Below are 23,792 nucleotides of genomic sequence, written 5' to 3' on the forward strand. Positions count from 1 at the left end.
GGCTCAGCCCTGGGGCTCCTGCGGCTTGGCGTCGACCTCGCGCAGGCCCTGGTCCCTGAGTTCGGTGCGGGCCTCGGTGCGGTGGCCGCGGGCGATGTAGTCCCGTACGACCACCTCGATCGCGTCCTGGGGCGAGCCGACGCCCGCCAGGACCATCACTTCCACCACCAGTTCGGCGTCGAGGCTGATGCTGACCTTGGCCATCGTTCCCCCCTCGTCCCGTGTCGCCTCCGCACTCTAGCCGCCCGGCCGCCGGGTTCGAAGGCCTCCGACCGGTCCTGAGCGCGGACGCCTGCCGTCCGCCGGTAGGCTCGAGTTGTGAACGCAGGAGAAACGCGGCGCGAGCCTTGGATCGTGGGGGTGTCCGGGGCGTCCGGTACGCCCTACGCAGCCGCTGTGCTGCGTGCGCTGCTGGCGGCGGGGGAGAGTGTCGACCTCGTCGTCAGCCGGGCCTCCCGGCTGACCCTGCTGGACGAGACCGGCATCGCCTTCCGGGACGCCCACTGGCGCGACGACCTGCGGGAATGGCTGTCCCGGGGGGCGGACGGCAAGCCGGACACCTTCACCGTCGACCTCGACGGCGTACGGCACTGGGCCGCCGGTGACCTCGCGGCCGGGCCGTCCTCGGGGTCGTATCCGAGCAAGGGCATGCTGATCGTGCCCGCCTCCACGGCCTGTGTGGCCGGGGTGGCGCTCGGGCTGTCCAAGGACCTGTTGCAGCGGGCGGCGAGCGTCACCCTGAAGGAGGGACGCACGCTGATCGTGGCCGTACGGGAGACCCCGCTGAACGGCCAGACCCTGCGGCACCTGGTGACGCTGGACGACGCGGGCGCGACCGTGGTGCCCGCCTCGCCGGCCTTCTACGCGGGCGCGACGCACATCCAGGACCTGGTGGACTTCGTCGCCGGACGCGTACTCGACGCGGCGGGCGTCGAGCACCGGCTCTACCGCCGCTGGAAGGGCGAGCTCGGCGGCGGATCCCGCCCCGACTGAGCGCTTCGGCGGCATTCCAGCACGTGCAGAACTTCAGACCTCTTCAGTGGAAGGCTTCGATCGCATGGACGCGGTGGACAGGCAGCTCATCCAGGCCCTGAGGGAGAACGGCCGGGCCTCCTACGCGGAGCTGGGGCGCCTCGTCGGCCTGTCGGGCCCCAGCGTCACCGACCGCATCAACCGGCTGGAGGCGGCCGGTGTCATCACCGGCTACCGCGCCACCGTGGACGCCGCCTCGCTCGGCCTCGGCGTGACCGCCCTGATCGGCATCTCGCTCTCCGACGCCGCCGACCACGAGGACGTGGCGCAGCGGCTGAAGGAGCTGAAGGAGATCGAGGACTGCTGGTTCATCGCCGGCGACGACTCCTTCATGCTCAAGGTGCGGGCGAGCGACGTGGACGGCCTGGAGAAGACCATCCGCCGGCTGTCCGGCACCAAGGGCGTCTCCCGGACCCGTACCACCATCGTGCTCTCCACCAAGTGGGAGAACCGGGTCGGTGAGCTGCCTGAGGAAGTGGAGTGACCGGGGCGTACGGTTGACCGGGTCTGTCTGAAGAGGGAATGAGGGATCGGCATGGACGTCGGGCTCAAGCGCGAGCTGGAGGAGAAGGTCAGGGCGGGCGAACGCCTGACCCGTGAGGACGGCATCGCGCTGTACGAGTCGGACGACCTGGCCTGGCTGGGCGGGCTGGCGCACGAGGTGCGGACGCGGCTCAACGGCGACGTCGTCCACTTCAACGTCAACCGCCACCTCAACATGACCAACGTGTGCACCGCCTCCTGCGCCTACTGCTCCTTCCAGCGCAAGCCGGGAGAGAAGGACGCGTACACGATGCGCATCGAGGAGGCGGTGAAGCTCGCCAAGGCGATGGAGGGGGAGAACCTCACCGAGCTGCACATCGTCAACGGGCTGCACCCGAACCTGCCGTGGCGCTACTACCCGCGCTCGCTCAGGGAGCTGAAGGCCGCGCTGCCGGAGGTCTCGCTGAAGGCGTTCACCGCCACCGAGATCCACCACTTCGAGACCATCTCCGGGCTGTCCGCCTCCGAGATCCTCGACGAGCTGATCGACGCCGGTCTCGAGTCCCTCACCGGCGGCGGCGCGGAGATCTTCGACTGGGAGGTGCGGCAGCACATCGTCGACCACCGCACCCACTGGGAGGACTGGTCGCGCATCCACCGGCTGGCGCACGAGAAGGGCCTCAAGACGCCGTGCACCATGCTGTACGGCCACATCGAGGAGCCCCGCCACCGCGTGGACCACGTGCTGCGGCTGCGTGAACTCCAGGACGAGACCGGCGGTTTCCAGGTCTTCATCCCGCTGCGCTACCAGCACGACTTCGTGGACATGAAGGACGGCAAGGTACGCAACCGGCTCCAGGCGCGGACGCAGATGGCGACCGGCGCGGAGGCGCTGAAGACGTTCGCGGTGTCGCGGCTGCTGTTCGACAACGTGCCGCACGTCAAGGTGTTCTGGGTGATGCACGGCGTGCGGACGGCGCAGCTCGCGCTGCAGCACGGGGCGGACGACATGGACGGGTCAGTCGTCGAGTACAAGATCACGCACGATGCGGACGACTACGGCACGCCGAACAAGCTCACCCGTGAGGATCTGCTGGACCTCATCCGCGACGCGGGGTTCCGGCCGGTGGAACGGAACACCCGGTACGAGATCATCCGGGAGTACGACGGCCCCGACCCGGCGCGCCGGGAGTCCCCCCAGCCGATGCGGGTGTGAGGCGGCGGGGCCCCGTCAGGGGGCTCCCGCCCCCTGACCCTCGCCCTGTGCCCACCTCATTCTTGAGTGCGCCACCTCCGAGTAAGGGCTAGCATCGCCACATGCCCCTTACGTTCACCCTCGATCCCGTCGTCACCCCCGAACTCCGCGACGGCATCCTCGACCTGTGGACCGACGTCACCAACGCCGGCGGAGCGGTCGGCTTCGTACCGCCCGTGACCCGTGAGGACATCCGCCCCGGCCTGGTGCGCCAGTTCGTGTCGATGACGGAGGAACGCTCCCGCCTGCTCGTCGGGCACGACGAGGAGGGCAGGGTGGCGGCGACGGCGTTCCTCACCTTCAACACCCACCCCCTGATGACCCACTGGCTCTGGCTCTACACGGTGATGGTCCACCCCCGCCACCAGGGCAAGGGGTACGGCCGTGACCTGCTCGCCGCCGCCGAGCGGTCCGCCCGCACCGTCGACGGCATCGAGGCGATCCGGCTCGCCTGCCGCGGCGGCCTCGGCCTGGAGCGCTTCTACGCCTCCTGCGGCTACAAGGAGGTCGGCCGGGTCCCGAACGCCATCCGCGTGGCCCCCGGCGACGACCGCGACGACATCATCATGCTGCTGCCGCTGACCTGAGCCCCGCACCCCGCTGAAAGATCCACGCCCGGCCGTGCTTCACTGGACATCGTCCCTTTGGGGCGTTCTGACCGTACGCAGGGAAGAGTGGATGAGATGCTCCGCTACACACTGATGCGCCTCGGGATCTTCGTGGGCTGCCTCGTGGTCGTCTGGGGCCTCGTCTACTCCGGCCTCGCCCCGCGCGGTCTCGGCGACTCCAACGGCCTGTGGATCGTGCTGCTCGCGTTGCTGATCTCGGCCCCGATCAGCTTCGTCGTGCTCCGCGAGGAGCGGGACCGGGCCTCCGAGCGGATCGTACGGCGGGTGGACCGGGCCAAGGCCGGCCTGGAGGCCAACCGCGCCATGGAGGACACGGCCGACGACGCCGCCCGCACGCAGGGCCAGACCTCGTAACGTCCGTCACACCCGCGCACCGTACTCGGGCGCCCCGGTTCCGAACGTCCTGGAAACCGGGGCGCTTTGCGTTGTATAGGTGTCTTTGGCTCCTCACCTCTCAAAGAAAGGCTTTGAGGATCTCAAAGCTCAGGTGTTACGGTCTTCGGGTGAAGTCAGCAGCCGTGTTCCCCACGCCCCGGAGTGTTCCGCTCGTGGCGCGCCTGCACGTGGACCTCTGCCGGGTCACCGCCGCGAACTGTCGTCCCTGACGCTCCGCCGCCACCCGCGTTCCCCGTCCCACGTCACCGTCACCTTCCCCACGCGTCCCCTCAACGGAGCATGTCCGTGTCCACGAACACGCAGTCCAAGCTGCCCCTCCGCGTGCCCTTCTGGGCCCAGATACTCGCCGGCCTCGTCCTGGGCGTCCTGCTCGGCTGGCTCGCCCGCAGCCAGGACGTCTCCTGGCTGGTCACCACCCTGGAGAAGATCGGCGGCACCTTCATCGGCCTGCTGAAGCTGGCCGTCGCCCCGCTCGTCTTCTTCGCGATCCTGGTCTCCATCACCAACCTGCGGAAGGTCAACAACGCGGCCCGGCTGGCCTCGCGCACCCTCCTCTGGTTCATGATCACCTCGCTGATCGCGGTGGCGATCGGCCTGGTCATCGGCCTGGTCACCAACCCGGGCGCCGGCACCGGCCTCACCCCGGCGGACGGCGCCGAGCCGGAGCACACCGGCTCCTGGATCGACTTCCTCACCGGCATCGTGCCCACCGACGTCATCACGCCGTTCACCGAACTGAACGTCCTCCAGATCGTCTTCATGGCCGCCGTCGCCGGAATCGCCGCCCTCCAGCTCGGCGAGAAGGCCCAGCCGATCCTCACCCTGAGCGAGTCCGTCCTCGAACTCCTCCAGAAGGCCCTGTGGTGGGTCATCCGCCTCGCCCCGCTCGGCACCGTCGGCCTCATCGGCAACGCCATCGCCACCTACGGCTGGGACCTGATCGGCAAGTACGCCACCTTCACCGCCGACATCTACGTCGGCTGCGCGCTCGTCCTCTTCGGCGTCTACCCGACGCTGCTCGCGACCGTCGCCAAGGCCAGCCCCATCCAGTTCTTCAAGGGCGCCTGGCCCGCGATCCAGCTCGCCTTCGTCTCCCGCTCCTCCGTCGGCACCATGCCGCTGACCCAGAAGGTCACCGAGCGCCTCGGCGTGCCGAAGGAGTACGCCTCCTTCGCCGTCCCGTTCGGCGCGACGACCAAGATGGACGGCTGCGCCGCCATCTACCCGGCCATCGCCGCGATCTTCGTCGCCCAGATCTTCGACATCCAGCTCGGCGTCGGCGACTACCTGCTGATCGCGTTCGTCTCGGTGGTGGGCTCCGCCGCCACGGCCGGCCTCACCGGCGCGACGGTCATGCTCACCCTCACCCTCTCCACCCTGGGCCTGCCCATGGAGGGCGTGGGCCTGCTCCTCGCCATCGACCCGATCCTGGACATGATCCGCACGGCCACGAATGTCGCAGGCCAGGCGCTCGTCCCGGTCATCGTCTCCGCCCGTGAGGGACTGCTCGACCGGGAGGCGTACGACTCGGTCCACGCCTCGCCGGTCGACGAGACCCCGGCCGACGAGACCCCGGCCGACGAGCCCCGCCGGGTCCCCGCGGCGGCCTGACCGTCACCGGGCCCCGGACACGGAGCGCTTCCCGGCCGTCATCGGCGGGTGACCGTCGCCGGGGGCGCCCCGTACGAACCGGCCCGCGAGCGCCCGGTCGGCCGGGAAGCGCCCCGCCGCCGGTGGTCCGCACCGGCACCTCGGCGCCGTCCACGCGGTTCACCGCGCAGCTCCCGCCGACGCCGACGGCGGGGTGAACGGCCGTCCCCGGCGGCCAGCCGGGGCCGGGGAGCGCCGGAGGCCGGGGCCCGCGGCAGGGGACGGACCGTACGCTGTGTCCCATGGGTGCCGTGAAGACGAAGCGGATGCCGCGTGCGGTCCGTGAGCAGCAGATGCTGGACGCCGCCGTGCGGACCTTCGGACAGCGGGGGTACATGGCGGCGTCGATGGACGAGATCGCCGAACTGGCGGGTGTGTCCAAGCCGTTGGTGTACCTGTACCTGAACTCCAAGGAAGACCTGTTCACCGCGTGCATCCGGCGCGAGGCGACGGCCCTCGTCGAGGCCGTGCGCGCCGGTGCCCGCCCCGGTCTGCCGGCCGACCGCCAACTCTGGTCGGGGCTGACGGCGTTCTTCACGCACACCGCCCGGCACCCCGACGGCTGGGCGGTGCTGCACCTCCAGGCCCGCACCCACGGCGAGGTGTTCGCCGCCGAGGTCGCCGTGATGCGCGCGGAGATCGTGGCGTTCGTGACGCAGCTCATCCTCGTCGCCGCCCGCGACGCCCACCGGGACCCCGACCTGCCCGAGCGTGAGGTCGCGGGGCTCGCGGAGGCCCTGGTCGGCGCCGCCGAGTCCCTCGCGGACTGGGCCAACGCCACCCCCGGTGTCACGGCCCGGCAGGCGGCGGCGACCCTGATGAACTTCGCCTGGGCGGGCCTCGGCGACCTGATGGCCGGCCGCCGCTGGACCCCGCCGGACGACGAGCCCGCCCCGGAGACGGCTCAGAGCGGGCTGACCTCGCCGGTCAGGTGAACCCGGCCGCCGTCGCCGCGCAGGTGGAAGCGTCCGGCTTCCGCCGCGTACGTCACCGTCCCCGGCAGGAGCACCGGCGCCCGGAAGTCCGCGCGGACCTGTGCCGCGTCCGGGGTGCCGTGGGCGGCGAGGCAGCGGGCCACGGTCCACATGCCGTGCGCGACGGCGCGGGGGAAGCCGAAGAGGCGGGCGGTGAGCGGGTGCAGGTGGATCGGGTTGCGGTCGCCGGAGACGGCACCGTAGCGCCGTCCGACGTCCCCGGCCAGCCGCCACTCGTCGACGGCGGGCAGGGGCTTCGGCTCCTCCTCCCGCTGCCCGGTGGGCCGTTCGGAGGTCCGGTGGCGGGCCAGATAGGTGCTCCGTGACTCCCACACGACGTCCCCGCCGTCCCGCATCTCGGTGACCACGGCGGCCTGGGTGCCGCGCCGGTGCGGGGCCAGCCCGTCGACGTACACCGTCAGTGCGTACGCGCCCGTGGCCGGTGTCGCCCGGTGCCGGGTGATCCGTATCGACGTGTGGACCAGGCCCAGCAGAGGGAGCGGGAAGTCCGGCCCGCTCATCAGGCGCATGGCGAGGGGGAAGCCCAGCACGTGCGGATAGGTCACCGGCAGCGCGTCCCCGGGGCTCGCGGTGCCGGTCGGGAAGCCGGTCGGGAAGCCGCACACCCGCTCGTACGCGGTGAGCCGGGCGGTGTCGACGCGCAGGGCGGGCAGCACCAGGCGGGTGCGGGGGTGGGCGGCGTCGGGACGCGGGCGCTTGAAGGGGGAGAGCAGGGCGCCGCGGGCGAGGAGCGGTGCGAGAGCGGGGGGCGCGGGGAGTTCGAGCGTGGGTGTCATGGGCCCTCTCACGCCCCCAGCAGGCTCTGGCCGCAGACCCGTACGACCTGCCCGTTCACCGCGCCCGAGGCCGGGTGGGCGAGCCAGGCGACGGTCTCGGCGACGTCGACGGGCAGGCCGCCCTGGGCGAGGGAGTTCATCCGGCGGCCCGCCTCGCGGATGAGCAGCGGGACGGCGGCCGTCATCCTCGTCTCGATGAAGCCGGGCGCGACCGCGTTCACCGTCACCCCGTGCCCGGCGAGCGCGTGCGGCGCGAGGGCGCGGACCAGGCCGGTGATCCCGGCCTTGCTCGCCCCGTAGTTGGTCTGGCCGGCGTTCCCGGCGATCCCCGCGATGGACGCCGTGGCGACGATCCGCCCGCCCCGCCTCAGGGTCCCGGCGGCGAGCAGCGCGTCGGTGGTGCGCAGCACGCTCGCCAGGTTCACCTCCAGGACGGAACTCCAGCGCTCGGCAGGCATGTTGACCAGGCGGCGGTCCCGGGTGACGCCCGCGTTGTGGACGAGGACGTCGAGGCCGCCGGGGAGGGCCTCGGCGATGCGGGCGCCCGCGTCGGCGGCGGTGATGTCGAGGGGGAGCGCCCTTCCGCCGAGCCGTTCGGCGACGTGCCGGGCGTCCGCCTCGGCGCCGGGGACGTCGAGGACGACCACCTCGGCGCCGTCCCGGGCCAGTGTCTCGGCGACCGCCTCGCCGATGCCGCGCGCGGCGCCGGTCACCAGGGCGGTACGGCCGGACAGGGGGCGGTCCGTGTCGTAGGGGGCGGGGGACTCGTGCGCGCCGACGCCGATCACCTGGCCGCTGACGTAGGCCGACTTGGGGGAGAGCAGGAAGCGGAGGGTGGACTCGGCGGCGGGGGCGTCGGTGAGGCGGACCAGGTTCACGGTGATGCCCCGGCCGGCCTCCTTGCCGAGGGAGCGGGTGAAGCCCTCCAACGCCTGCTGGGCGGCGGCCTGATGGTGGTCGGCGGGGTCGAGCGGGGCGCCGAGCACCACGATCCGGCCGCTCGCGGCGACGGACCGTACGACGGGGTGCAGGGCCGCGTGCACCTCGGCGAGCCCGTCGACGTCCCGTATCCCGGTGGCGTCCAGGACGACGGCGGCGGGCCGGCCGGTGTCGTCCGGGGCGGGTCCCGTGCGGGCGAGGACGGGGGCGAGGTCGAGGGCGGACTTCCCGGCCGTGCGGTGGAGCAGGCCGCCGTCCAGCTCCGGCCGCTCCGGTGACCAGCGCCGCAGCGCCGCCGGCCGGGGCAGGCCCAGACGGCGGGTGAGGAAGCGGCCGGGCGCGGTGCCGGTGAAGCTCAGATAGCGGTCGGCCATGCGGGATTCCTCCGTGACTGCTCCGAGGAGTGCTTACTCTGGAGTAAGGTTACCGGAGGTAAGCCTATGTCACGGTGAGGAGCAGGTCGAGATGAGCACTCTGAAGCCGGGCACCGTCCGGCGCGTCGCGGTCGTCGGCGGCAGCCGCGTCCCCTTCGCCCGCTCCGACGGCCCCTACGCCACCGCCTCCAACCAGGAGATGCTCACCGCCGCGCTGGACGGACTTGTCGAGCGGTACGGACTGCAAGCACCGGGCGCCGTCGGGGAGTTCGTCGCCGGGGCGGTCCTCAAGCACAGCCGTGACTTCAACCTCGCCCGCGAGACCGTCCTCGGCGCGGCGCTCGACGCCCGCACCCCCGCCTACGACATCCAGCAGGCTTGCGGCACCGGACTCCAGGCGGTGATCGCCGCCGCCAACAAGATCGCCCTCGGCCAGACGGAGGCCGCGATCGCCGGCGGCGCCGACACCGCGAGCGACGCGCCCCTCGGCGTCAACGACACTTTGCGCAAGGTGCTGTTGGAGGCGCGGCGGGCGAAGACGCTCGGCGGCCGGCTGAAGGCGCTGGCGAAGGTGCGCCCGGGTCACCTCGTCCCCGACATCCCGCGCAACGCCGAACCGCGCACGGGCCTGTCCATGGGCGAGCACGCCGCGGTCACCGCCCGCGCCTGGGGCATCACCCGCGAGGCGCAGGACGAACTGGCGGCGGCCAGCCATCAGCGGCTGGCGGCGGCGTACGAACGCGGTTTCTTCCAGGACCTGGTGGTGCCCTTCCGGGGCCTGGCCCGCGACCAGAACCTGCGCCCCGGCTCGACGGTGGAAAAACTCGCCGCGCTGAAGCCGGTGTTCGGCCTCGACGGCCCCGAACCCACCATGACGGCGGGCAATTCGACCCCGCTCACCGACGGCGCCGCGCTGGTGCTGCTCGCGAGCGAGGAGTGGGCGGCGGAGCGCGGCCTGGAACCTCTCGCCTATCTGAGCGCGTACGAGACGGCCGCCGTGGACTTCGTGCACGGGGACGTCGCCGGCGGCGAGGACGGCCTGCTGATGGCGCCCGCCCACGCGGTCCCGCGCATGCTTCAGCGGGCCGGTCTGGGCATCGCGGACTTCGACCTGGTCGAGGTGCACGAGGCGTTCGCCTCCCAGGTGCTGGCCACGCTGGCCGCCTGGGAGAAGCGGGGCCTCGCGCCCGTCGACCGCGCCCGGCTGAACGTGGCGGGCTCGTCCCTGGCCACCGGCCACCCCTTCGCCGCCACCGGCGCCCGCATCGTGGCCACCCTGGCGAAACTCCTCGCCGAACGGGACGCCCCCGCACGCGGACTGATCTCGGTCTGTGCGGCGGGCGGCCAGGGGGTGACGGCGATCCTGGAGCGTACGTGAGTGACCCTCACGTAACCCACAACAATGCACACCCCCGGCCCGGGACCGTCCCCGAACCCGCACAGACCTTCCACGTCAGCGCCGTACGATCTCCGCACCGACCGGTGGTGACCCCTTTCTCCCGCGGCCACCGGTGAGCGCCTCGGCGTGCGAGGCACGTATGTCGTGGCAGCACGCAGTTCCCCTGCACGTCCCAGGAGCCGCCCCGTGTCCACCACCTACTCCTCCGCTCTCGACGACGACGTCTACGGAGCACCCGTCCTGGTCGAGCCGGAGATCCGGCGGCTGGACGGCGTCGTACGGGAAGTGTCCGTACCGCCGTTCGCCCGGCAGGTGCGGCACGGGTCGCTCGCCGACCTGCCGTTCGAGAACGCGAGCACGGCGCCGGACGAGGTGGTGCTCAGCCGGAAGACGGCCGACGGCGGCTGGCGGGACGTGACGGCGCGGGAGTTCGCCGCCGAGGTCCTGGCCGTCGCGAAGGGACTGATCGCCGAGGGTCTGACGCCGGGCGCCCGGATCGCCGTCATGGCCCGCACCCGCTACGAGTGGACGCTGCTCGACTTCGCCGCCTGGGCCGCCGGGCTGGTCACCGTCCCCGTCTACCCCACCTCCTCCGTCTTCCAGACCCGCTGGATCCTGCACGACTCCGGCGCGGTCGCCCTGGTCACGGAGACCGCCGGCCAGGCCGCCGCCCTCGGCCCCGAGCTCGCGCACCTCCCCGACCTGCGGCGGGTGTGGGTCATGGAGAAGGGCCACGTCGACGCGCTCGCGGAAGCCGGCGCGCACGTACCCGACCAGGAGGTGGAGGTGCGCCGCGGCGTCCTGGGCCCCGACACCCTCGCCACCCTCGTCTACACCTCCGGCACCACCGGCCGCCCCAAGGGCTGCGCCCTCACCCACGGCAACTTCTTCGCCGAGGTGGACAACGCCATCGAGCTGCTCTACCCCGTCTTCAAGGCCCGGACCGGCGAAGAGGCCTCCGTCCTGCTCTTCCTGCCGATGTCCCACATCTTCGGCCGGATGGTCGCCGTCGCCTGTGTGCGCGCCCGGGTGCGCCTCGGCCACGCGCCGAGCCTGGCCGCCGAGGACCTGCTGTCCGACCTGGCGAGCTTCCGGCCCACCTGCCTGCTGGCCATCCCGTACATGCTGGAGAAGGTCTTCAACACCGCCCGGGCGAAGGCGGAGGCGGGCGGACGGCTCTCGTCCTTCGACCGCGCGGAGTCGGTGGCCCGCCGCTACGGCGAGGCCGCCGAGGCCCGCAAGACGGGGGCGGGCGCCGGCCCGTCCCGCTCCCTGAAGACGGCCCGCGCCTTCTACGACCCGCTGGTCTACCGCAAGATCCGCAACGCCATGGGCGGCAAGGTGCGTTACGCCATCTGCGGCGGCTCCCCGCTCGGCCCCGGCCTCGCCGCGTTCTACGCCGGTGCCGGCATCGAGATCTTCGAGGGTTACGGCCTGACGGAGACCACCGGCGCCTCGACGGTGACGCCCCCGATGAAGCCCCGGCTGGGCACGGTGGGCTGGCCGCTGCCGGGGACGCGGATCCGCATAGCGGCGGACGGCGAGATCCTGGTCGGCGGCGAGCACGTGCTGCGCGGCTACTGGGACTCCCAGGCGGGCGGAATCGTCCCCGCCGCCCCCGACGGCTGGCTGCACACCGGCGACCTCGGCGAACTGGACGACGAGGGCTATCTGACCATCACGGGCCGCAAGAAGGAGCTGATCATCACCGCCGGTGGCAAGAGCGTCGCCCCGGCCCCGCTGGAGAACTGGCTCCGCTCGCACCCGCTGATCTCCCAGGTCATGGTGGTCGGAGACAACCGCCCCTACGTCTCCGCCCTGATCACCCTCGATCCCGCCGGCCTCACCCACTGGCGCCGCATGAACGGCAAGCACCCGGTCCCGCCGGAGCTCGTCCTCGACGACGAGGAGCTGTACGCGATCCTCCAGCGCGCGATCGACGAGGCCAACAAGATGCTCTCCCGCCCGGAGTCGATCCGCCGCTTCACCGTCCTCCCGGTGGACTTCACGGAGGAGGCCGGCCACCTGACCCCGTCGATGAAGCTGCGGCGCGAGGAGATCCTGCGGGACTTCGCGGCGGAGGTGGAGGGGCTGTACGCGGGGTAGGTCACCCCGTCGCCGCGCGGGCGATCAGGAACGCCTGGGGCGTCGACTCGCCCTGGTCCGTGTCGGCGATGCGCACCGTCTGCTGGACGAGGGTGAAGCCGGCCGCCTCCAGGAGCGCGACGACGTGTTCCGGGCGCATGCGCCGGAAGTCGAGGGTGACCGGGTGGCCCCAGGGACGCTCGTGGCGGCGGGGTGCGTCGCCGCACTGGAACGCGAGCAGCAGGTGGCCCCCGGGTGCCAGGACCCGGCGGAACTCGGCGTAGACGGCGGGCAGCTCGTCCTGCGGGGTGTGGATGGTGGAGTACCAGGAGACGGCGCCGGCGAGGGCACCGTCGGGGAGGTCCAGGTTCCGCATCGAGCCCTGCTCGAAGCGCAGGCCGGGGTTCTCGCGGCGGGCGATCGCGAGCATCCCCTCCGACAGGTCGAGGCCGAAGACGGAGAGTCCGAGGGAGGCGAGATGCGCGGTCACCCGGCCGGGACCGCACCCCAGGTCGGCCACCCGGCCGCCCTCGCCGACCAGTCCGGCGAAGCCGGCCATCACCGCCCGGTCCAGGGGCATGACGGAGAGGGAGTCGCGGAACAGGGCGGCGTAGTCCTCGGCGACGGCGTCGTAGAAGGTGCGGGTGGCGAGGGTGTGATCGGCGTCGGTGGCGGTCATGGGCGGTGACCCTACTCGCCTCCACCGACGGCTCCGGGGGCATGGGGGCGGAACCGGCCTCGCGCTCCTCGCGCTCCTCGCGGCCGGGCGGGCACGTGCCGGACGCACGGCGCGACGTCTGCGCGGTGGGGCGTCTGCGCGGCGCGACGTCTGCGCGGTGGGGCGGGAACCGGGACCGTACGCGCCTTCGAGCCGCGCATTCCGGGGACCGCATGACGTATCGCGGGGATGTGCCGTATGCGCACGAGGCGCGCATACGAGGCAGGGGAGGCCGGTACGAAATTCGTACTGATCATGCGGCGCGTATGAGAGGAATTCCCCGGATATTCACCGAGGTATTTCGGTGGCGGGATCGGGGGCGGGAGGGAAAAGGCAGGAGCCCCGTCGCCTGACGGCGCGGGGCTCCTTGGGTACTGCTAGTCGTTCCCGGATCGGTGAGGATCAGACCGGGGTGACGTTCTCCGCCTGCGGGCCCTTCGGACCCTGCGTGACGTCGAAGGACACCTGCTGGTTCTCCTCGAGGGAGCGGAAGCCGCTCGCGTTGATCGCGGAGTAGTGGACGAAGACGTCGGGGCCGCCGCCTTCCTGGGCGATGAAACCAAAGCCCTTTTCGGCGTTGAACCACTTCACGGTTCCGGTAGCCATAAGCCCTCCTTGGGCCCAAAGGGTTGCCCTGCTCCAGAACCAGCAAGTGTGAAGACTATTCCGCACAAGTGCATCCGTCTGAGAACGACGAGAGCCCGCGGTCACATGCTCCGCAGGCTCTGTACTGCAAGGGAAACCAAACTGCAACTTGCGACGAGCCTAGCACGCAGACTCCCGAATGCAATAGAGGTCAAGATCACGTCACCCGAATGTTTGAACACTCCGTCCGTCGTGGGCGTTCGATCGAACATGTGGGCGACCGAGGGAGTGAGGGGGCGAGGGTCCGCCCGCCGGGGACGAGGACTAGCCTCACGATGTGGACAATCCTCGCACCCGGCCGCGCGTCGGCCACATCCAGTTCCTGAACTGCCTGCCCCTGTACTGGGGGCTCGCGAGAACGGGCACGCTCCTCGACTTCGAGCTGACGAAGGACACCCCGGAGAAGCTCAGCGAGAAGCTGGTGCAGGGCGACCTCGACATCGGGCCCGTCACCCTCGTCGAGTTCCTCAAGCACGCGGACCAGCTCGTCGCCTTCCCGGACATCGCCGTCGGCTGCGACGGCGACGTCATGTCCTGCGTGATCGCCTCGCAGGTCCCCCTGGACCGGCTGGACGGAGCACGGGTCGCCCTCGGGTCGACCTCCCGCACCTCCGTACGCCTCGCCCAGCTCCTCCTCGCCGAGCGGTACGGCGTCCAGCCGGACTACTACACCTGCCCGCCCGACCTGAGCCTGATGATGCAGGAGGCCGAGGCCGCCGTCCTCATCGGCGACGCGGCCCTGCGCGCCAACATGCTCGACGGCCCCCGCTACGGCCTCGACGTGCACGACCTGGGCGCCCTGTGGAAGCAGTGGACGGGCCTGCCGTTCGTCTTCGCGGTGTGGGCCGTGCGCCGCGACTACCTGGAGCGCGAACCGCTCATCACCCGCAAGGTGCACGAGGCCTTCCTCGCCTCCCGCAACCTCTCCCTGGAGGAGGTCGACAAGGTCGCCGAGCAGGCGGCCCGCTGGGAGGCCTTCGACGAGGCGACCCTGGCGCAGTACTTCACCACCCTCGACTTCAGCTTCGGCGCCCCGCAGCTGGAGGCGGTCGCCGAGTTCGCCCGCAGGGTCGGACCGACGACCGGGTTCCCGGCCGACGTGAAGGTCGATCTGCTCCGGCCCTGAGGCCACGGGCGGCCCGCCCACTACCCTGCTGGAAGGTTCCGGCGTACGGGCATGACGGGGGAGGGGTGGACGCCATGCGGCCGCTCGAAGCGGACGAGCCCACGGCCGTGGGCCCCTACCGGCTGCTCGGCCGGCTCGGCTCCGGCGGCATGGGCCGCGTCTACCTGGGCCGCAGCGCGGGGGGCCGCACGGTCGCGGTGAAGATCGTGCACCCCCACTTCGCGCTGGACGACGAGTTCCGCGCCCGGTTCCGGCGCGAGGTGGACGCCGCCCGCCGGGTCGGCGGCGCCTGGACGGCCCCCGTCCTGGACGCCGACCCCGGCGCCCGGATCCCCTGGGTCGCCACCGCCTACGCGGCCGGCCCCTCCCTCGCCGCCGCGGTCACCGACACCGGCCCGCTGCCCGCGCCCACCGTACGGGCGCTGGGCGCGGGCCTCGCCGAGGCGCTGACCGCCGTCCACGCGCTGAACCTGGTGCACAGGGACGTGAAGCCGTCCAACGTCCTCCTCACCCTCGACGGCCCCCTCCTGATCGACTTCGGCATCGCCCGCGCCACGGACGGCACGGCGTCCCTGACGTCGACGGGCGTGTCCATCGGCTCCCCCGGCTACATGTCCCCCGAGCAGATCCTCGGCAAGGGCGTGACCGGCGCGGCGGACGTCTTCTCCCTCGGCGCGGTCCTGGCGTACGCGGCGACGGGCAGCCCGCCCTTCCCCGGCGACTCCTCGGCGGCGCTGCTGTACAAGGTCGTGCACGAGCCGCCCGAGCTGGACGGGACGGACGGGGCGGACGGACTGGACGGCGAGCTGCGCGAGCTCGTCGAGGCGTGCCTCGACAAGGACCCGTCCGCCCGCCCCGCCCCCGCCGAACTGGCCCGCCGCCTGGCCCCCGAGGGCGGCGCGGCCCGCCTGATGACGGCCGGCTGGCTGCCGGGAGCCCTGGTGGAGCAGGTGAGCCGGGCCGCGGTACGACTCCTGAACCTGGAGACGACGGGGGAGGGAGCGTCGGGGCCGGTGGGGTTCAGCAGGCCGTCGGTGGGGGAGGGGGCCGGAGCGGAGCCGGCGGGTGGGGATCCGTCGGGCGGGGGTTTCGGTGGTGCGTCGGCGGGCGGGGCGGTGGTGGCCGGCGGTTTCGGCGGTGCGTCGGCGGGCGGGGATCTGTCAGCCGAGGGCTTCGGTGGGGCGTCGTCGGGTGGTTCCGTGTCGGCCGGGGGCTTCGGTGATCCGGGTGCGGGGGGTTCCGTGTCGGCCGGGGGCCTCGGTGGGGCGTCGGGGGGTGGCTCCGTACCGGCCAGGGACTTCGGTGATCCGGGTGCGGGTGGCTCCGTGTCGGCCGGGGGCCTCGGTGATCCGTCCGAGGGGGGTTCCCCGTCGGCCGGCGCGGTGTCCGGGGGCTTCGGCCCGCCGCCCGTGATGCCGGTGACACAGGGGCCGGGCGTGGCCGCCGTTCCCGAGCCACGCGACGCACCGTCCCACGCCTCCGCGACCCCGCACCCGCCCACCCAGCCGGTGGACCGGGACGGCCGGGGCGGCCCGGATGACCGGGATGCCCGGGGTGGCCCCGGGAAACTCTCCGTCTCCTTCGCGGCCACCTCCTCCCCCGACCGCAGCGGCCGGGGCCGGCGCGTCAGCTGCACGGTCGCCCTCGCGGTGGCGGGCGCGCTGGCCGCGGTGACCGTCGGCTCCGTCTTCGTACTCGACCTGCTGCCTGGCGGCTCCGGGGACGGCGCCACACAGTCCGACGGCGGGGGCCGGACCGAAGAGCCGGCCTCCCCCGTCACCGTCCCCACCACCTACCTGGGCACCTGGGAGGGCCAGGCCAACTCCCGCGACAGCATCGCCATTCCGCTCGGCACGTTCCGCGTCACCCTCGAACAGGCGGAGATCGGCGAACAGGTGGGCACCCTCCGCCACACGGACATCTTCGGCGGCGTCTGCGACGACGTCCTCACCCTGAAACAGGTCACAAAGAAGCAGCTCGTCACGGTCTCCGTCGGCGCGAAGTCCAACCGCGACGTCTGCAACCAGGCCGAGCACACGGTCCGCCTCACCCCGGTCGGCGACGACCTCGTCTACGAGTCGGACAGCAAGGAGTCGGGGTCACCGAAAGCCCGGTTGTCGAAGATCAAGTAAGTGCCCTCCGGCTCCGCCCGGTCGCTGTCCGTCTCCCGGCACTCACTAATGTGTCTGCGTCGGCGAACGACACCAGGCGCAGCACATGCCGCACGGGCATCATGACGGGGAAGGCCACCATGGAGACTCTGCAGCCGGACGACCCTCGCGAGCTGGGCAGTTACCGCCTGCTGCGAAGACTGGGCGCCGGCGGCATGGGGCGGGTGTACCTGGCGCGTTCGCCCGGTGGCCGTACCGTCGCCGTGAAGGTGGTGCGCCCGGACCTCGCGGCGGACGCCGGCTTCCGGGAGCGCTTCCGGCACGAGGTGGAGATCGCCAAGGCGGTGTCCGGCCGTTACACCGCGCCGGTCGTGGACGCCGACCCGGACGCGTCACTTCCCTGGCTGGCGACGTCGTACGTGCTCGGCCCCGACCTCACGGACGTGGTCGCCGCGCACGGCGCGCTGCCGGAGCGCACGGTCCGCGCCCTGGCCGTGGGCCTCGCCGCGGCGCTGCAGGAGGTGCACGCGGCGGGTCTGATCCACCGCGACCTCAAGCCGTCCAACGTCCTGCTGGCCGCCGACGGCCCCCGTGTCATCGACTTCGGCATCGCACGGGCGGTCGACGGAAGCCGTATGACACAGACCGGAGTCGTGGTCGGATCGCCCGGCTACATGTCCCCCGAGCAGGCTCAGGGCAAGGACGTCGGCACGGCGGGCGACGTCTTCTCGCTGGGCGCGGTGCTCGCCTTCGCGGCGACCGGCCGGGGGGCCTACGGGGACGGCGCCTCCTCGCACGCCGCGCTGCTCTACCAGATCGTGCACGGCGAGCCCGACCTCACCGGCGTACCGCAGTCGCTGCTGGGCCTGGTCCGCGCCTGCCTGATGAAGGACCCGGCGCAGCGTCCCGCGCCGGCGCAGATCGTGACGTCCCTGGCCCCGCAGGGAGTCGGGCCCGTCCTGACCGACTGGCTGCCGTCGGCGGTGGCGTCGACGATCGCGACGCACGCCGCGGGAATACTCGACCTCGACGCCCCGGAATCGGCCCCGGCCGTGGCGTCCTTCGGCCCGGCGCCGACCATGACGGCGGGGCCCGGCGCGAGCAACCCGGCCCAGGCGTACGGCAGTCACCCCGGCGGCACGCCGACCCCTGGGTACGGCGACGCGCCGACCCCCGGATACGGTGGCACGCCGACCCCCGGATACGGCGGTGCGCCCGCACCGGGTCACGGCGCTCCCGCTCACGGAGGCGCTCCGGGTACCTCCCTGCCCGGCACGGTGCGGCTCGGCGAGCCGGGCACCGGCACCGCCCGGTCCCGCCGCCGCGCACTCGGCCTGGCGCTCGGCGCCGCCGCCGGTGTCGCCGTGGCCGGAGGCGGAGTGGCCTGGTGGCTCACGCAGGACGGAGGCGACTCCCCTTCCACGACGGACGAGGCGGGCCGGGGCGGCTCGGCCGAACCGGCCGGGGAACGGTTCACCACGCCGCCCCCCGGCGTCGCGCCCCAGCCCCTGTGGCACACGTCGGTGGCGGAGGACAGCACCACCTCCCTCGTACCGCTGCTCACGCACGACGGCCTCCTGCTGATCAGCGGCGACCCGCTCGTGGCGTACGACGTGAAGACGGGCAAGGCCCGTTGGTCGAAGAAGGAGGCGTGCCGCCCGGGAGAGCCCCTTCTCTTCCACGACGGCAAGGTGTTCCTGGCCGACGGCGGCTACGACGGAGTGCTCGTCGCCCTCGACGTGAAGACCGGCGAGGAGGTCTGGCGAAGCCGGCTGGGCGAGTCCCTGTCGGTCGATTCCGCCATCGCCGTCGACGACAAGAACGTCTACGTCACGGCCGAGGACTTCGGCGAGTCCAGGAGCGCCACGGAATACCGCACGGCCGTGGCCGCCGTCAGCCACACCACCGGCAGGAAGACGTGGCTGCAGAGACGGGACTGGGGCACCAAGGATTACGACGTCCAGGGCAGTGTCTCCGGCAAGCACCTGGTGTACGCCGACTCCCACCACAACCTCACGGTGCGGGACACCGCCACGGGTGCGCAGCTGTGGACCAGGAAGATCGGTGAGGACTGGACCTGGCAGCCCACGGTCGCGGGCGGTCTCGTCTTCCTGCCGGGCGACGAGCTCACGGCCCTCGACGCCGACACGGGCGACACCCGCTGGACCCTGTCCTCCAACGGCCGCCGGGCCTTCCGCAACCCCTCGGTGATCGACGGCGTGCTGTACGTCAGCGACCACGACGACGGCGTCTGGGCGGTGGACGTCAAGACGGGCAAGCGGACCTGGCTCTGCGACGACCTGGAAGCCGACGGACCGGAGACGTTCCTGCGCGCCGGCTCCTCCCTGTACGGGGCGACCGGCGGCCTGTCCGGCGGCGGCGTCGTCGCACTGGAGGCCCGGACCGGCAAGGTCCGCTGGGTCTACGACGACACCAAGGACAACGGCGAACCGTGGCAGGTGACCCTCTCCGGCAACCGCCTGCTGGTCACCCACGGCCCGGAGATCTACGCTCTGCCCGCCGTCTGACACCCGGATATCAGGACACGGCCTTCGGACGTACAGGGGACAGGGGACCGACCGCCACCGGTCTCCGTCAGGCGAAGCAACGAATGCGGCCGCAGGGGCCGACGGGGAGGATGAACCACCATGCAGATGCTGGTCACGGTCGTACGGGAGGGCGGTGAGCCGCAGGACGTCGTCGTCACCACGGACGACACCGCCACGGCGGGCGACGTCGCGGAGGCACTGGCGACCGCTCTCGGCGGGCCCGGCCGCCCGGCGAGTGTGTCCGGCAACGTGATTCCCCTGTCCGGCACGTCACAGGCGCTCCCGTACGGCCATGGTGCGGTGACCGCCGGCGCACCGCTTCTGTGGGCCGACGGCGAGCGCTGCGATCCCTCCGCGCCGGCCACGGCCGTCCTCCAGGACGGCATGAGGGTCTCGGTCGACGCCTCGGTGGGCCCGCTGCTGCGCAAGGGCGAGCCGGTCGGACCGTACGAACTGAGGGTGGCCGGCGGGCCCGCTTCCGGACGCGTGGTCCGGCTGGGGATCGGAGCGGCCACGGTCGGTGCCGCCCCCACGTGTTCGCTGCCCCTGACGGACACGTCGCTGCCGGCGGTCGCCCTCAGGATCACCATCGACATGAAGGGTGACATCACGCTCGTCCCCGAGGGCGGCGCCGAAGTCCTGCTCGACGACGAAGCGGTGACGGCAGGCGCTGCGTGGCCGCTCGGCGGCGTCGTCCGGGTCGGTGACTCACTGCTCGTACTCGACCGCGTGACCGAGCCGGACGCCCACCTGTCCCCGATGAGCGAGGGCGGACTCGCCTACAACCGGCCGCCCCGCCTGTCCCCGCTGCGACCCCGGCGGCGGCTGGTGGTGCCGGTACCGCCCACCAAGGGGGACCGGGCGCGCTTCCAGTTCATCATGGCGTTCATGCCCATGCTGTTCGGCATCGGCATGTACTTCCTCACCAAGCAGATCTACATGCTGCTCTTCTGCCTGATGAGCCCGCTGATGATGATCGCCCAGTGGATCAGCGAGAACCGGGAGGGCAAGAAGCAGCACAAGACCTCCGTCAAGCAGTACAAGAAGGATCTCGCCGCTCACGAGGCGGAACTCGCCGCCCTCGGAAAAGAGGAGCAGCGGGCCCGCCGCGTGGACAGCCCCGATCCGGCCGAAGTCCTGCTGTTCGCCACGGGACCGCGCCGCCGGCTGTGGGAACGCCGGCTCACCGACCCGGACGCCCTGCGGCTGAGGGTCGGCTCCGGCAGCCTTCCGTCCGACGTCGAACTCGTCCTGGGGCGCGGCGGCTCCCTGTACGACGAGGAGCGCCCCGAGCCCCCCGTCCTCCCGGACGTTCCCGTCACCCTCCCCTTCACCGAGCTCGGGGTCGTCGGCATCGCCGGGGACCGGGCCCGTGCGCTGGCCACCGCCCGCTGGCTCGGCGTCCAGGCGGCGGTGCTGCACAGCCCCCGGGACCTCTCCCTCGTGACGCTCACGTCCACCCCGAACGCCGGCGCCGACTGGCACTGGGCGCACTGGCTGCCCCACACCAGCCCCGACCAGGGGCAGGACTGCGTCGCCCTGGTCGGCTTCGACTCCGAGGGGATCACCCGCCGCGTCAACGAACTCCTCAACGAGCTCGCCCGGCGCAAGGCGGCCCGTGAGCAGAACAACATGACGGGCCAGCTGTACCCGGACCCCAGCGTCCTGCTGATCCTCGACGGGGCCCGCCTGCTGCGCCGCGTGCCCGGCGTGCCGCAACTGCTCGCCGAAGGCCCCCAGTACGGCATCCTCGCCCTGTGCGTCGACGAGGACGAGCGCCTGCTGCCGGAGGAGTGCAAGGCCGTCGTCGCCTGGTCCCCCGACGCCGCCCACCATGTCCGGGTACGCGGCCACGGACTGGAGGCCGCGGGGGACGTCCTGGCCGACCAGGTCACGCCGGAGTGGTGCGAGCTGCTCGCCCGCTCCCTCGCCCCCGTCCGGGACGTCAGCCGGGACGACGCGGGCAGTGCCCTGCCGACGTCGGCGAGGCTGCTGACCCTGCTGGGCATGCCGGACCCGACCGGGGTGGACGTCGAACGGATCTGGCGGGCGGGCGGTTCCACCACGGCGGCCCCCGTCGGCATCGCCGCGGACGGACCCTTCGTCCTGGACATCCGGCGGGACGGACCGCACGCGCTGGTCGCGGGAACCACGGGTGCCGGTAAGTCGGAGCTCCTGCAGACCATCATCACCTCGCTGGCCGTCGCCAACCGCCCCGACGCCCTCAACTACGTGCTCATCGACTACAAGGGCGGCAGCGCGTTCATGGACTGTGCCCGGCTGCCGCACACGGTCGGCATGGTCAGCGACCTCGACGCCCACCTCACCGAGCGTGCCCTCGCCTCCCTCGCCGCCGAACTGCACCGCCGGGAGAAGATCCTCTTCGACGCCGCCGCCAAGGACATCGAGGACTACAACGACACCCGCAAGCTCCGCCCCGAGCTGGAGCCAATGCCCCGACTGGTCCTGGTGATCGACGAGTTCGCCTCGCTGGTCGCCGAACTCCCCGACTTCATCGCGGGCCTGGTCGACATCGCCCGCCGCGGCCGCTCGCTCGGCGTGCACCTGGTCCTGGCCACGCAGCGGCCCGCCGGTGTCGTCAGCGCGGACATCCGTGCCAACACCAACCTGCGGATCGCGCTGCGGGTGACGGACGCCTCCGAGTCCATCGACGTCATCGAGGCCCCGGACTCGGGCGCCATCGCCAAGTCCACGCCGGGCCGCATGTACGTGCGCTCCGGTGCGCAGTCCCTGGTCGGGGTGCAGTCGGCCCGCATCGGTGGGCGACGCCCCGCCACGGGTGGGACGGGCCCGAAGGCGACGCTGCTGCCGCTGCCCTGGAACGCGTACGGCCGCCCGCTGCCCAAGCGGGCCGAGGCCGAGGACGACGGCACCATGGTCACCGACCTCGCCGTCCTCGTCGACGCGGTGCGGGACGGTGCCGCGCGCATGGGCTTCGGCGAACAGCGCAGCCCTTGGCTGCCGCCCCTGTCCGAGCAGGTCACCCTGGACGAACTCACCGCGTACGGCGAGGAACCCGCCACGAGCGAGGCAACGGACGTGGCCCCGATCCCGTACGGCCTGATCGACCTGCCGGCCAAGCAGTCCCGTACGCCGCTGTCGCTGGACCTGGTGCACGGCGAGCACACCATGCTGCTCGGCGGTGCCCGCTCCGGCCGCTCGACCGCCCTGCGGACGCTGGCCGGCTCGCTGGCCCGCACCACCTCCCCGCACGACGTGCACCTGTACGGCATCGACTGCGGCTCGAACGCGCTGCTGCCGCTGATGCGGCTGCCGCACGTGGGTGCCGTGGTGACGCGTGACGAGCCGGACCGCGTCCGGCGCCTCATCGAGCGCCTGCTGGCGGAGATCGCCCGGCGGCAGCAACTGCTCGCCATGGAAGGCGCGTCCAGCGCCGCCGAACAGCGGGCGACCGCCGCCCCCGAGGACCGCCTCCCCTGGATGGTGCTCCTGCTGGACGGCTGGGAGGGCTTCGCCTCCACCTTCGAGAGCTACAACTACGGCCAGCTGATCGAGGCGGCCCAGCGCATCTTCCGTGAGGGTTCCGCGGTGGGCCTCAAGGTCGTCATGACCGCCGACCGCAGCGGCCTGAGCGGCCATGTCTCGTCCGCCTTCGCCGACCGCCTGGTGCTGCGCTTCGCCGACCCGAACGACTACTCCACGGCAGGGCTGCAGGCTCGTGAGGTCCCGAAGAACATGCCCCCGGGACGGGCGTTGCGCATCACCGACACGGGCGTCGACGAGACCCAGATCGGCCTGCTCACGGACGACCCCGCCGGCCAGGCGCAGGTGCGGGCGTTGCGTGAGATCGCGGAGGAGTCGGCAGCCCGCCACGGCCGGATCCCGGCCGGCCGCCGCCCCATGCGGGTGGACGCGCTGCCGTCCCGCATCACGGTGTCCGAGGCGCTCGCCCTCGATCCGGACTTCGCCCCGCCGTCCCCGCTCTGGGCGCTGATCGGCGTCGGCGGCGACGAACTCCAGCCCGTCGGTGTCGACCTGGAGGAGAACGGCCCGGGCTTCGTCATCGCGGGCCCGCCGAAGTCCGGCCGCTCCACACTCCTGGTGGCCGCCACGGAGACACTGCTGCGCTCCGGCACACCGGTGGTCCTGGTCGCCCCACGCCGCTCGCCGCTGCGCGAGCTGGAAGGCAGGGACGGCGTCCTGGGCCTGCTGAACGCGGACAGCAGGGAGGACGACCTGGACGAGCTGGTGGACAAGGCGTCCGGCGGCTCCTACGTCGTGGTCGTCGACGACGCGGAACTCCTCTACGACACCCGTCTCGACGAGGCCCTGGAAACGGTCGTCCGCAAGGGCGCCGACGGCGGTATCGGCCTCATCGCGGCCGGCTCCACCGACAGCCTCTCGGGCCAGTACCGCGGCTTCGCGGTAGAGGCCCGCAAGTCCCGCAACGGCCTGCTCCTGACACCCCAGAGCCCATCGGAGGGCGAACTCTTCGGCATCCGCCTCCCCTCCAACAGCGGCGGCGGCCCAGCGGGAAGCGGCCTGTTCGTGACCGGAGGGTCGTTCATGCCGGTTCAGGCGGTGATGAACGGCTGAGGGTTCATACGAGGGAGCTGGGGGCCCCAGCCGGTGTGGCTGGGGCCCCCAG

19 protein-coding genes are annotated in these 23,792 nt (G+C 72.4%); 14 read left to right on the forward strand and 5 right to left on the reverse strand.

Annotation, left to right across the window (positions count from 1 at the left end; genetic code table 11):
* Window positions 1-3: 3 nt before the first annotated feature.
* The gene (locus tag IH50_RS0112885) at window positions 4-204 is read right to left on the reverse strand and encodes a hypothetical protein (protein WP_030860639.1); all 201 of its coding nucleotides are present in this window, start codon (window positions 202-204) and stop codon (window positions 4-6) included.
* 114 nt (window positions 205-318) lie between these two features.
* Between IH50_RS0112885 and IH50_RS0112890 the strand changes: the two genes are divergently transcribed.
* From IH50_RS0112890 to IH50_RS0112920, 8 genes are all read left to right on the forward strand, one after another.
* A complete protein-coding gene (locus IH50_RS0112890) occupies window positions 319-993 on the forward strand; it encodes a UbiX family flavin prenyltransferase (RefSeq protein WP_199822077.1) in 675 nt (224 codons plus the stop codon).
* 64 nt (window positions 994-1,057) lie between these two features.
* Window positions 1,058-1,516: an Lrp/AsnC family transcriptional regulator gene (locus tag IH50_RS0112895; protein ID WP_030860650.1), complete on the forward strand. Its 459-nt coding sequence runs from the start codon at window positions 1,058-1,060 to the stop codon at window positions 1,514-1,516.
* A 51-nt stretch (window positions 1,517-1,567) separates the two neighbouring features.
* Window positions 1,568-2,731, forward strand: a complete 1,164-nt coding sequence (mqnE, locus tag IH50_RS0112900) for an aminofutalosine synthase MqnE (protein WP_030860652.1) — start codon at window positions 1,568-1,570, stop codon at window positions 2,729-2,731.
* A gap of 101 nt (window positions 2,732-2,832) precedes the next feature.
* Complete coding sequence (locus IH50_RS0112905) at window positions 2,833-3,357, forward strand: GNAT family N-acetyltransferase (RefSeq protein WP_030860654.1); 525 nt, start codon at window positions 2,833-2,835, stop codon at window positions 3,355-3,357.
* Between the two features lie 96 nt (window positions 3,358-3,453).
* A complete protein-coding gene (locus IH50_RS0112910) occupies window positions 3,454-3,753 on the forward strand; it encodes a DUF4229 domain-containing protein (protein ID WP_030860656.1) in 300 nt (99 codons plus the stop codon).
* A gap of 164 nt (window positions 3,754-3,917) precedes the next feature.
* Window positions 3,918-4,004, forward strand: a complete 87-nt coding sequence (locus IH50_RS43520) for a putative leader peptide (RefSeq protein WP_311642580.1) — start codon at window positions 3,918-3,920, stop codon at window positions 4,002-4,004.
* A gap of 70 nt (window positions 4,005-4,074) precedes the next feature.
* Window positions 4,075-5,406 (forward strand): dicarboxylate/amino acid:cation symporter, encoded by a 1,332-nt coding sequence (locus IH50_RS0112915; protein ID WP_030860658.1) that lies wholly within the window; start codon window positions 4,075-4,077, stop codon window positions 5,404-5,406.
* A 281-nt stretch (window positions 5,407-5,687) separates the two neighbouring features.
* Complete coding sequence (locus IH50_RS0112920; RefSeq protein WP_030860659.1) at window positions 5,688-6,380, forward strand: TetR/AcrR family transcriptional regulator; 693 nt, start codon at window positions 5,688-5,690, stop codon at window positions 6,378-6,380.
* Here IH50_RS0112920 and IH50_RS0112925 read toward each other — a convergent pair.
* On the reverse strand, window positions 6,350-7,216 hold the full coding sequence (locus IH50_RS0112925) for a MaoC family dehydratase (protein ID WP_030860661.1): 867 nt from the start codon (window positions 7,214-7,216) through the stop codon (window positions 6,350-6,352). The genes IH50_RS0112920 and IH50_RS0112925 overlap by 31 nt on opposite strands.
* Window positions 7,217-7,224: 8 nt before the next feature.
* Window positions 7,225-8,529, reverse strand: a complete 1,305-nt coding sequence (locus tag IH50_RS0112930) for a 3-oxoacyl-ACP reductase (RefSeq protein ID WP_030860663.1) — start codon at window positions 8,527-8,529, stop codon at window positions 7,225-7,227.
* Between the two features lie 91 nt (window positions 8,530-8,620).
* On the opposite strand from IH50_RS0112930, the gene IH50_RS0112935 reads away from it, so the two are divergent.
* Complete coding sequence (locus tag IH50_RS0112935; protein WP_030860665.1) at window positions 8,621-9,907, forward strand: acetyl-CoA C-acetyltransferase; 1,287 nt, start codon at window positions 8,621-8,623, stop codon at window positions 9,905-9,907.
* 207 nt (window positions 9,908-10,114) lie between these two features.
* Window positions 10,115-12,034 (forward strand): AMP-dependent synthetase/ligase, encoded by a 1,920-nt coding sequence (locus IH50_RS0112940; RefSeq protein WP_030860666.1) that lies wholly within the window; start codon window positions 10,115-10,117, stop codon window positions 12,032-12,034.
* Window position 12,035: 1 nt separating this feature from the next.
* Here IH50_RS0112940 and IH50_RS0112945 read toward each other — a convergent pair whose 3' ends face one another.
* Window positions 12,036-12,692: a class I SAM-dependent DNA methyltransferase gene (locus tag IH50_RS0112945; protein ID WP_030860668.1), complete on the reverse strand. Its 657-nt coding sequence runs from the start codon at window positions 12,690-12,692 to the stop codon at window positions 12,036-12,038.
* A 441-nt stretch (window positions 12,693-13,133) separates the two neighbouring features.
* Window positions 13,134-13,337: a cold-shock protein gene (locus IH50_RS0112950; RefSeq protein ID WP_003992177.1), complete on the reverse strand. Its 204-nt coding sequence runs from the start codon at window positions 13,335-13,337 to the stop codon at window positions 13,134-13,136.
* Between the two features lie 316 nt (window positions 13,338-13,653).
* Here IH50_RS0112950 and IH50_RS0112955 point away from each other — a divergent pair, with 316 nt between their 5' ends.
* The 4 genes from IH50_RS0112955 to IH50_RS0112970 all read left to right on the forward strand — a co-directional run bounded on the left by IH50_RS0112955 (window position 13,654) and on the right by IH50_RS0112970 (window position 23,740).
* Complete coding sequence (locus tag IH50_RS0112955) at window positions 13,654-14,502, forward strand: menaquinone biosynthetic enzyme MqnA/MqnD family protein (RefSeq protein ID WP_030860670.1); 849 nt, start codon at window positions 13,654-13,656, stop codon at window positions 14,500-14,502.
* Between the two features lie 74 nt (window positions 14,503-14,576).
* The gene (locus tag IH50_RS0112960) at window positions 14,577-16,634 is read left to right on the forward strand and encodes a serine/threonine-protein kinase (RefSeq protein ID WP_030860672.1); all 2,058 of its coding nucleotides are present in this window, start codon (window positions 14,577-14,579) and stop codon (window positions 16,632-16,634) included.
* Window positions 16,635-16,753: 119 nt separating this feature from the next.
* Window positions 16,754-19,141, forward strand: a complete 2,388-nt coding sequence (locus IH50_RS0112965; RefSeq protein ID WP_030860674.1) for a protein kinase domain-containing protein — start codon at window positions 16,754-16,756, stop codon at window positions 19,139-19,141.
* A gap of 120 nt (window positions 19,142-19,261) precedes the next feature.
* The gene (locus IH50_RS0112970; RefSeq protein WP_030860676.1) at window positions 19,262-23,740 is read left to right on the forward strand and encodes an FtsK/SpoIIIE domain-containing protein; all 4,479 of its coding nucleotides are present in this window, start codon (window positions 19,262-19,264) and stop codon (window positions 23,738-23,740) included.
* Window positions 23,741-23,792 lie beyond the last annotated feature (52 nt).

Origin of the sequence: Streptomyces sp. NRRL S-37 (genome assembly GCF_000721605.1) — a bacterium.
Taxonomy (GTDB): domain Bacteria; phylum Actinomycetota; class Actinomycetes; order Streptomycetales; family Streptomycetaceae; genus Streptomyces.

What these genes read in the sequence shown, in the direction of transcription:
- IH50_RS0112885 (WP_030860639.1), bottom strand. Translation starts at nt 204, where the DNA reads ATGGCCAAGGTCAGCATCAGCCTCGACGCCGAACTGGTGGTGGAAGTG.
- IH50_RS0112895 (WP_030860650.1), top strand. Translation starts at nt 1,058, where the DNA reads ATGGACGCGGTGGACAGGCAGCTCATCCAGGCCCTGAGGGAGAACGGC.
- mqnE (WP_030860652.1), top strand. Translation starts at nt 1,568, where the DNA reads ATGGACGTCGGGCTCAAGCGCGAGCTGGAGGAGAAGGTCAGGGCGGGC.
- IH50_RS0112905 (WP_030860654.1), top strand. Translation starts at nt 2,833, where the DNA reads ATGCCCCTTACGTTCACCCTCGATCCCGTCGTCACCCCCGAACTCCGC.
- IH50_RS0112910 (WP_030860656.1), top strand. Translation starts at nt 3,454, where the DNA reads ATGCTCCGCTACACACTGATGCGCCTCGGGATCTTCGTGGGCTGCCTC.
- IH50_RS0112915 (WP_030860658.1), top strand. Translation starts at nt 4,075, where the DNA reads ATGTCCGTGTCCACGAACACGCAGTCCAAGCTGCCCCTCCGCGTGCCC.
- IH50_RS0112920 (WP_030860659.1), top strand. Translation starts at nt 5,688, where the DNA reads ATGGGTGCCGTGAAGACGAAGCGGATGCCGCGTGCGGTCCGTGAGCAG.
- IH50_RS0112925 (WP_030860661.1), bottom strand. Translation starts at nt 7,216, where the DNA reads ATGACACCCACGCTCGAACTCCCCGCGCCCCCCGCTCTCGCACCGCTC.
- IH50_RS0112930 (WP_030860663.1), bottom strand. Translation starts at nt 8,529, where the DNA reads ATGGCCGACCGCTATCTGAGCTTCACCGGCACCGCGCCCGGCCGCTTC.
- IH50_RS0112935 (WP_030860665.1), top strand. Translation starts at nt 8,621, where the DNA reads ATGAGCACTCTGAAGCCGGGCACCGTCCGGCGCGTCGCGGTCGTCGGC.
- IH50_RS0112945 (WP_030860668.1), bottom strand. Translation starts at nt 12,692, where the DNA reads ATGACCGCCACCGACGCCGATCACACCCTCGCCACCCGCACCTTCTAC.
- IH50_RS0112950 (WP_003992177.1), bottom strand. Translation starts at nt 13,337, where the DNA reads ATGGCTACCGGAACCGTGAAGTGGTTCAACGCCGAAAAGGGCTTTGGT.
- IH50_RS0112960 (WP_030860672.1), top strand. Translation starts at nt 14,577, where the DNA reads ATGCGGCCGCTCGAAGCGGACGAGCCCACGGCCGTGGGCCCCTACCGG.
- IH50_RS0112965 (WP_030860674.1), top strand. Translation starts at nt 16,754, where the DNA reads ATGGAGACTCTGCAGCCGGACGACCCTCGCGAGCTGGGCAGTTACCGC.
- IH50_RS0112970 (WP_030860676.1), top strand. Translation starts at nt 19,262, where the DNA reads ATGCAGATGCTGGTCACGGTCGTACGGGAGGGCGGTGAGCCGCAGGAC.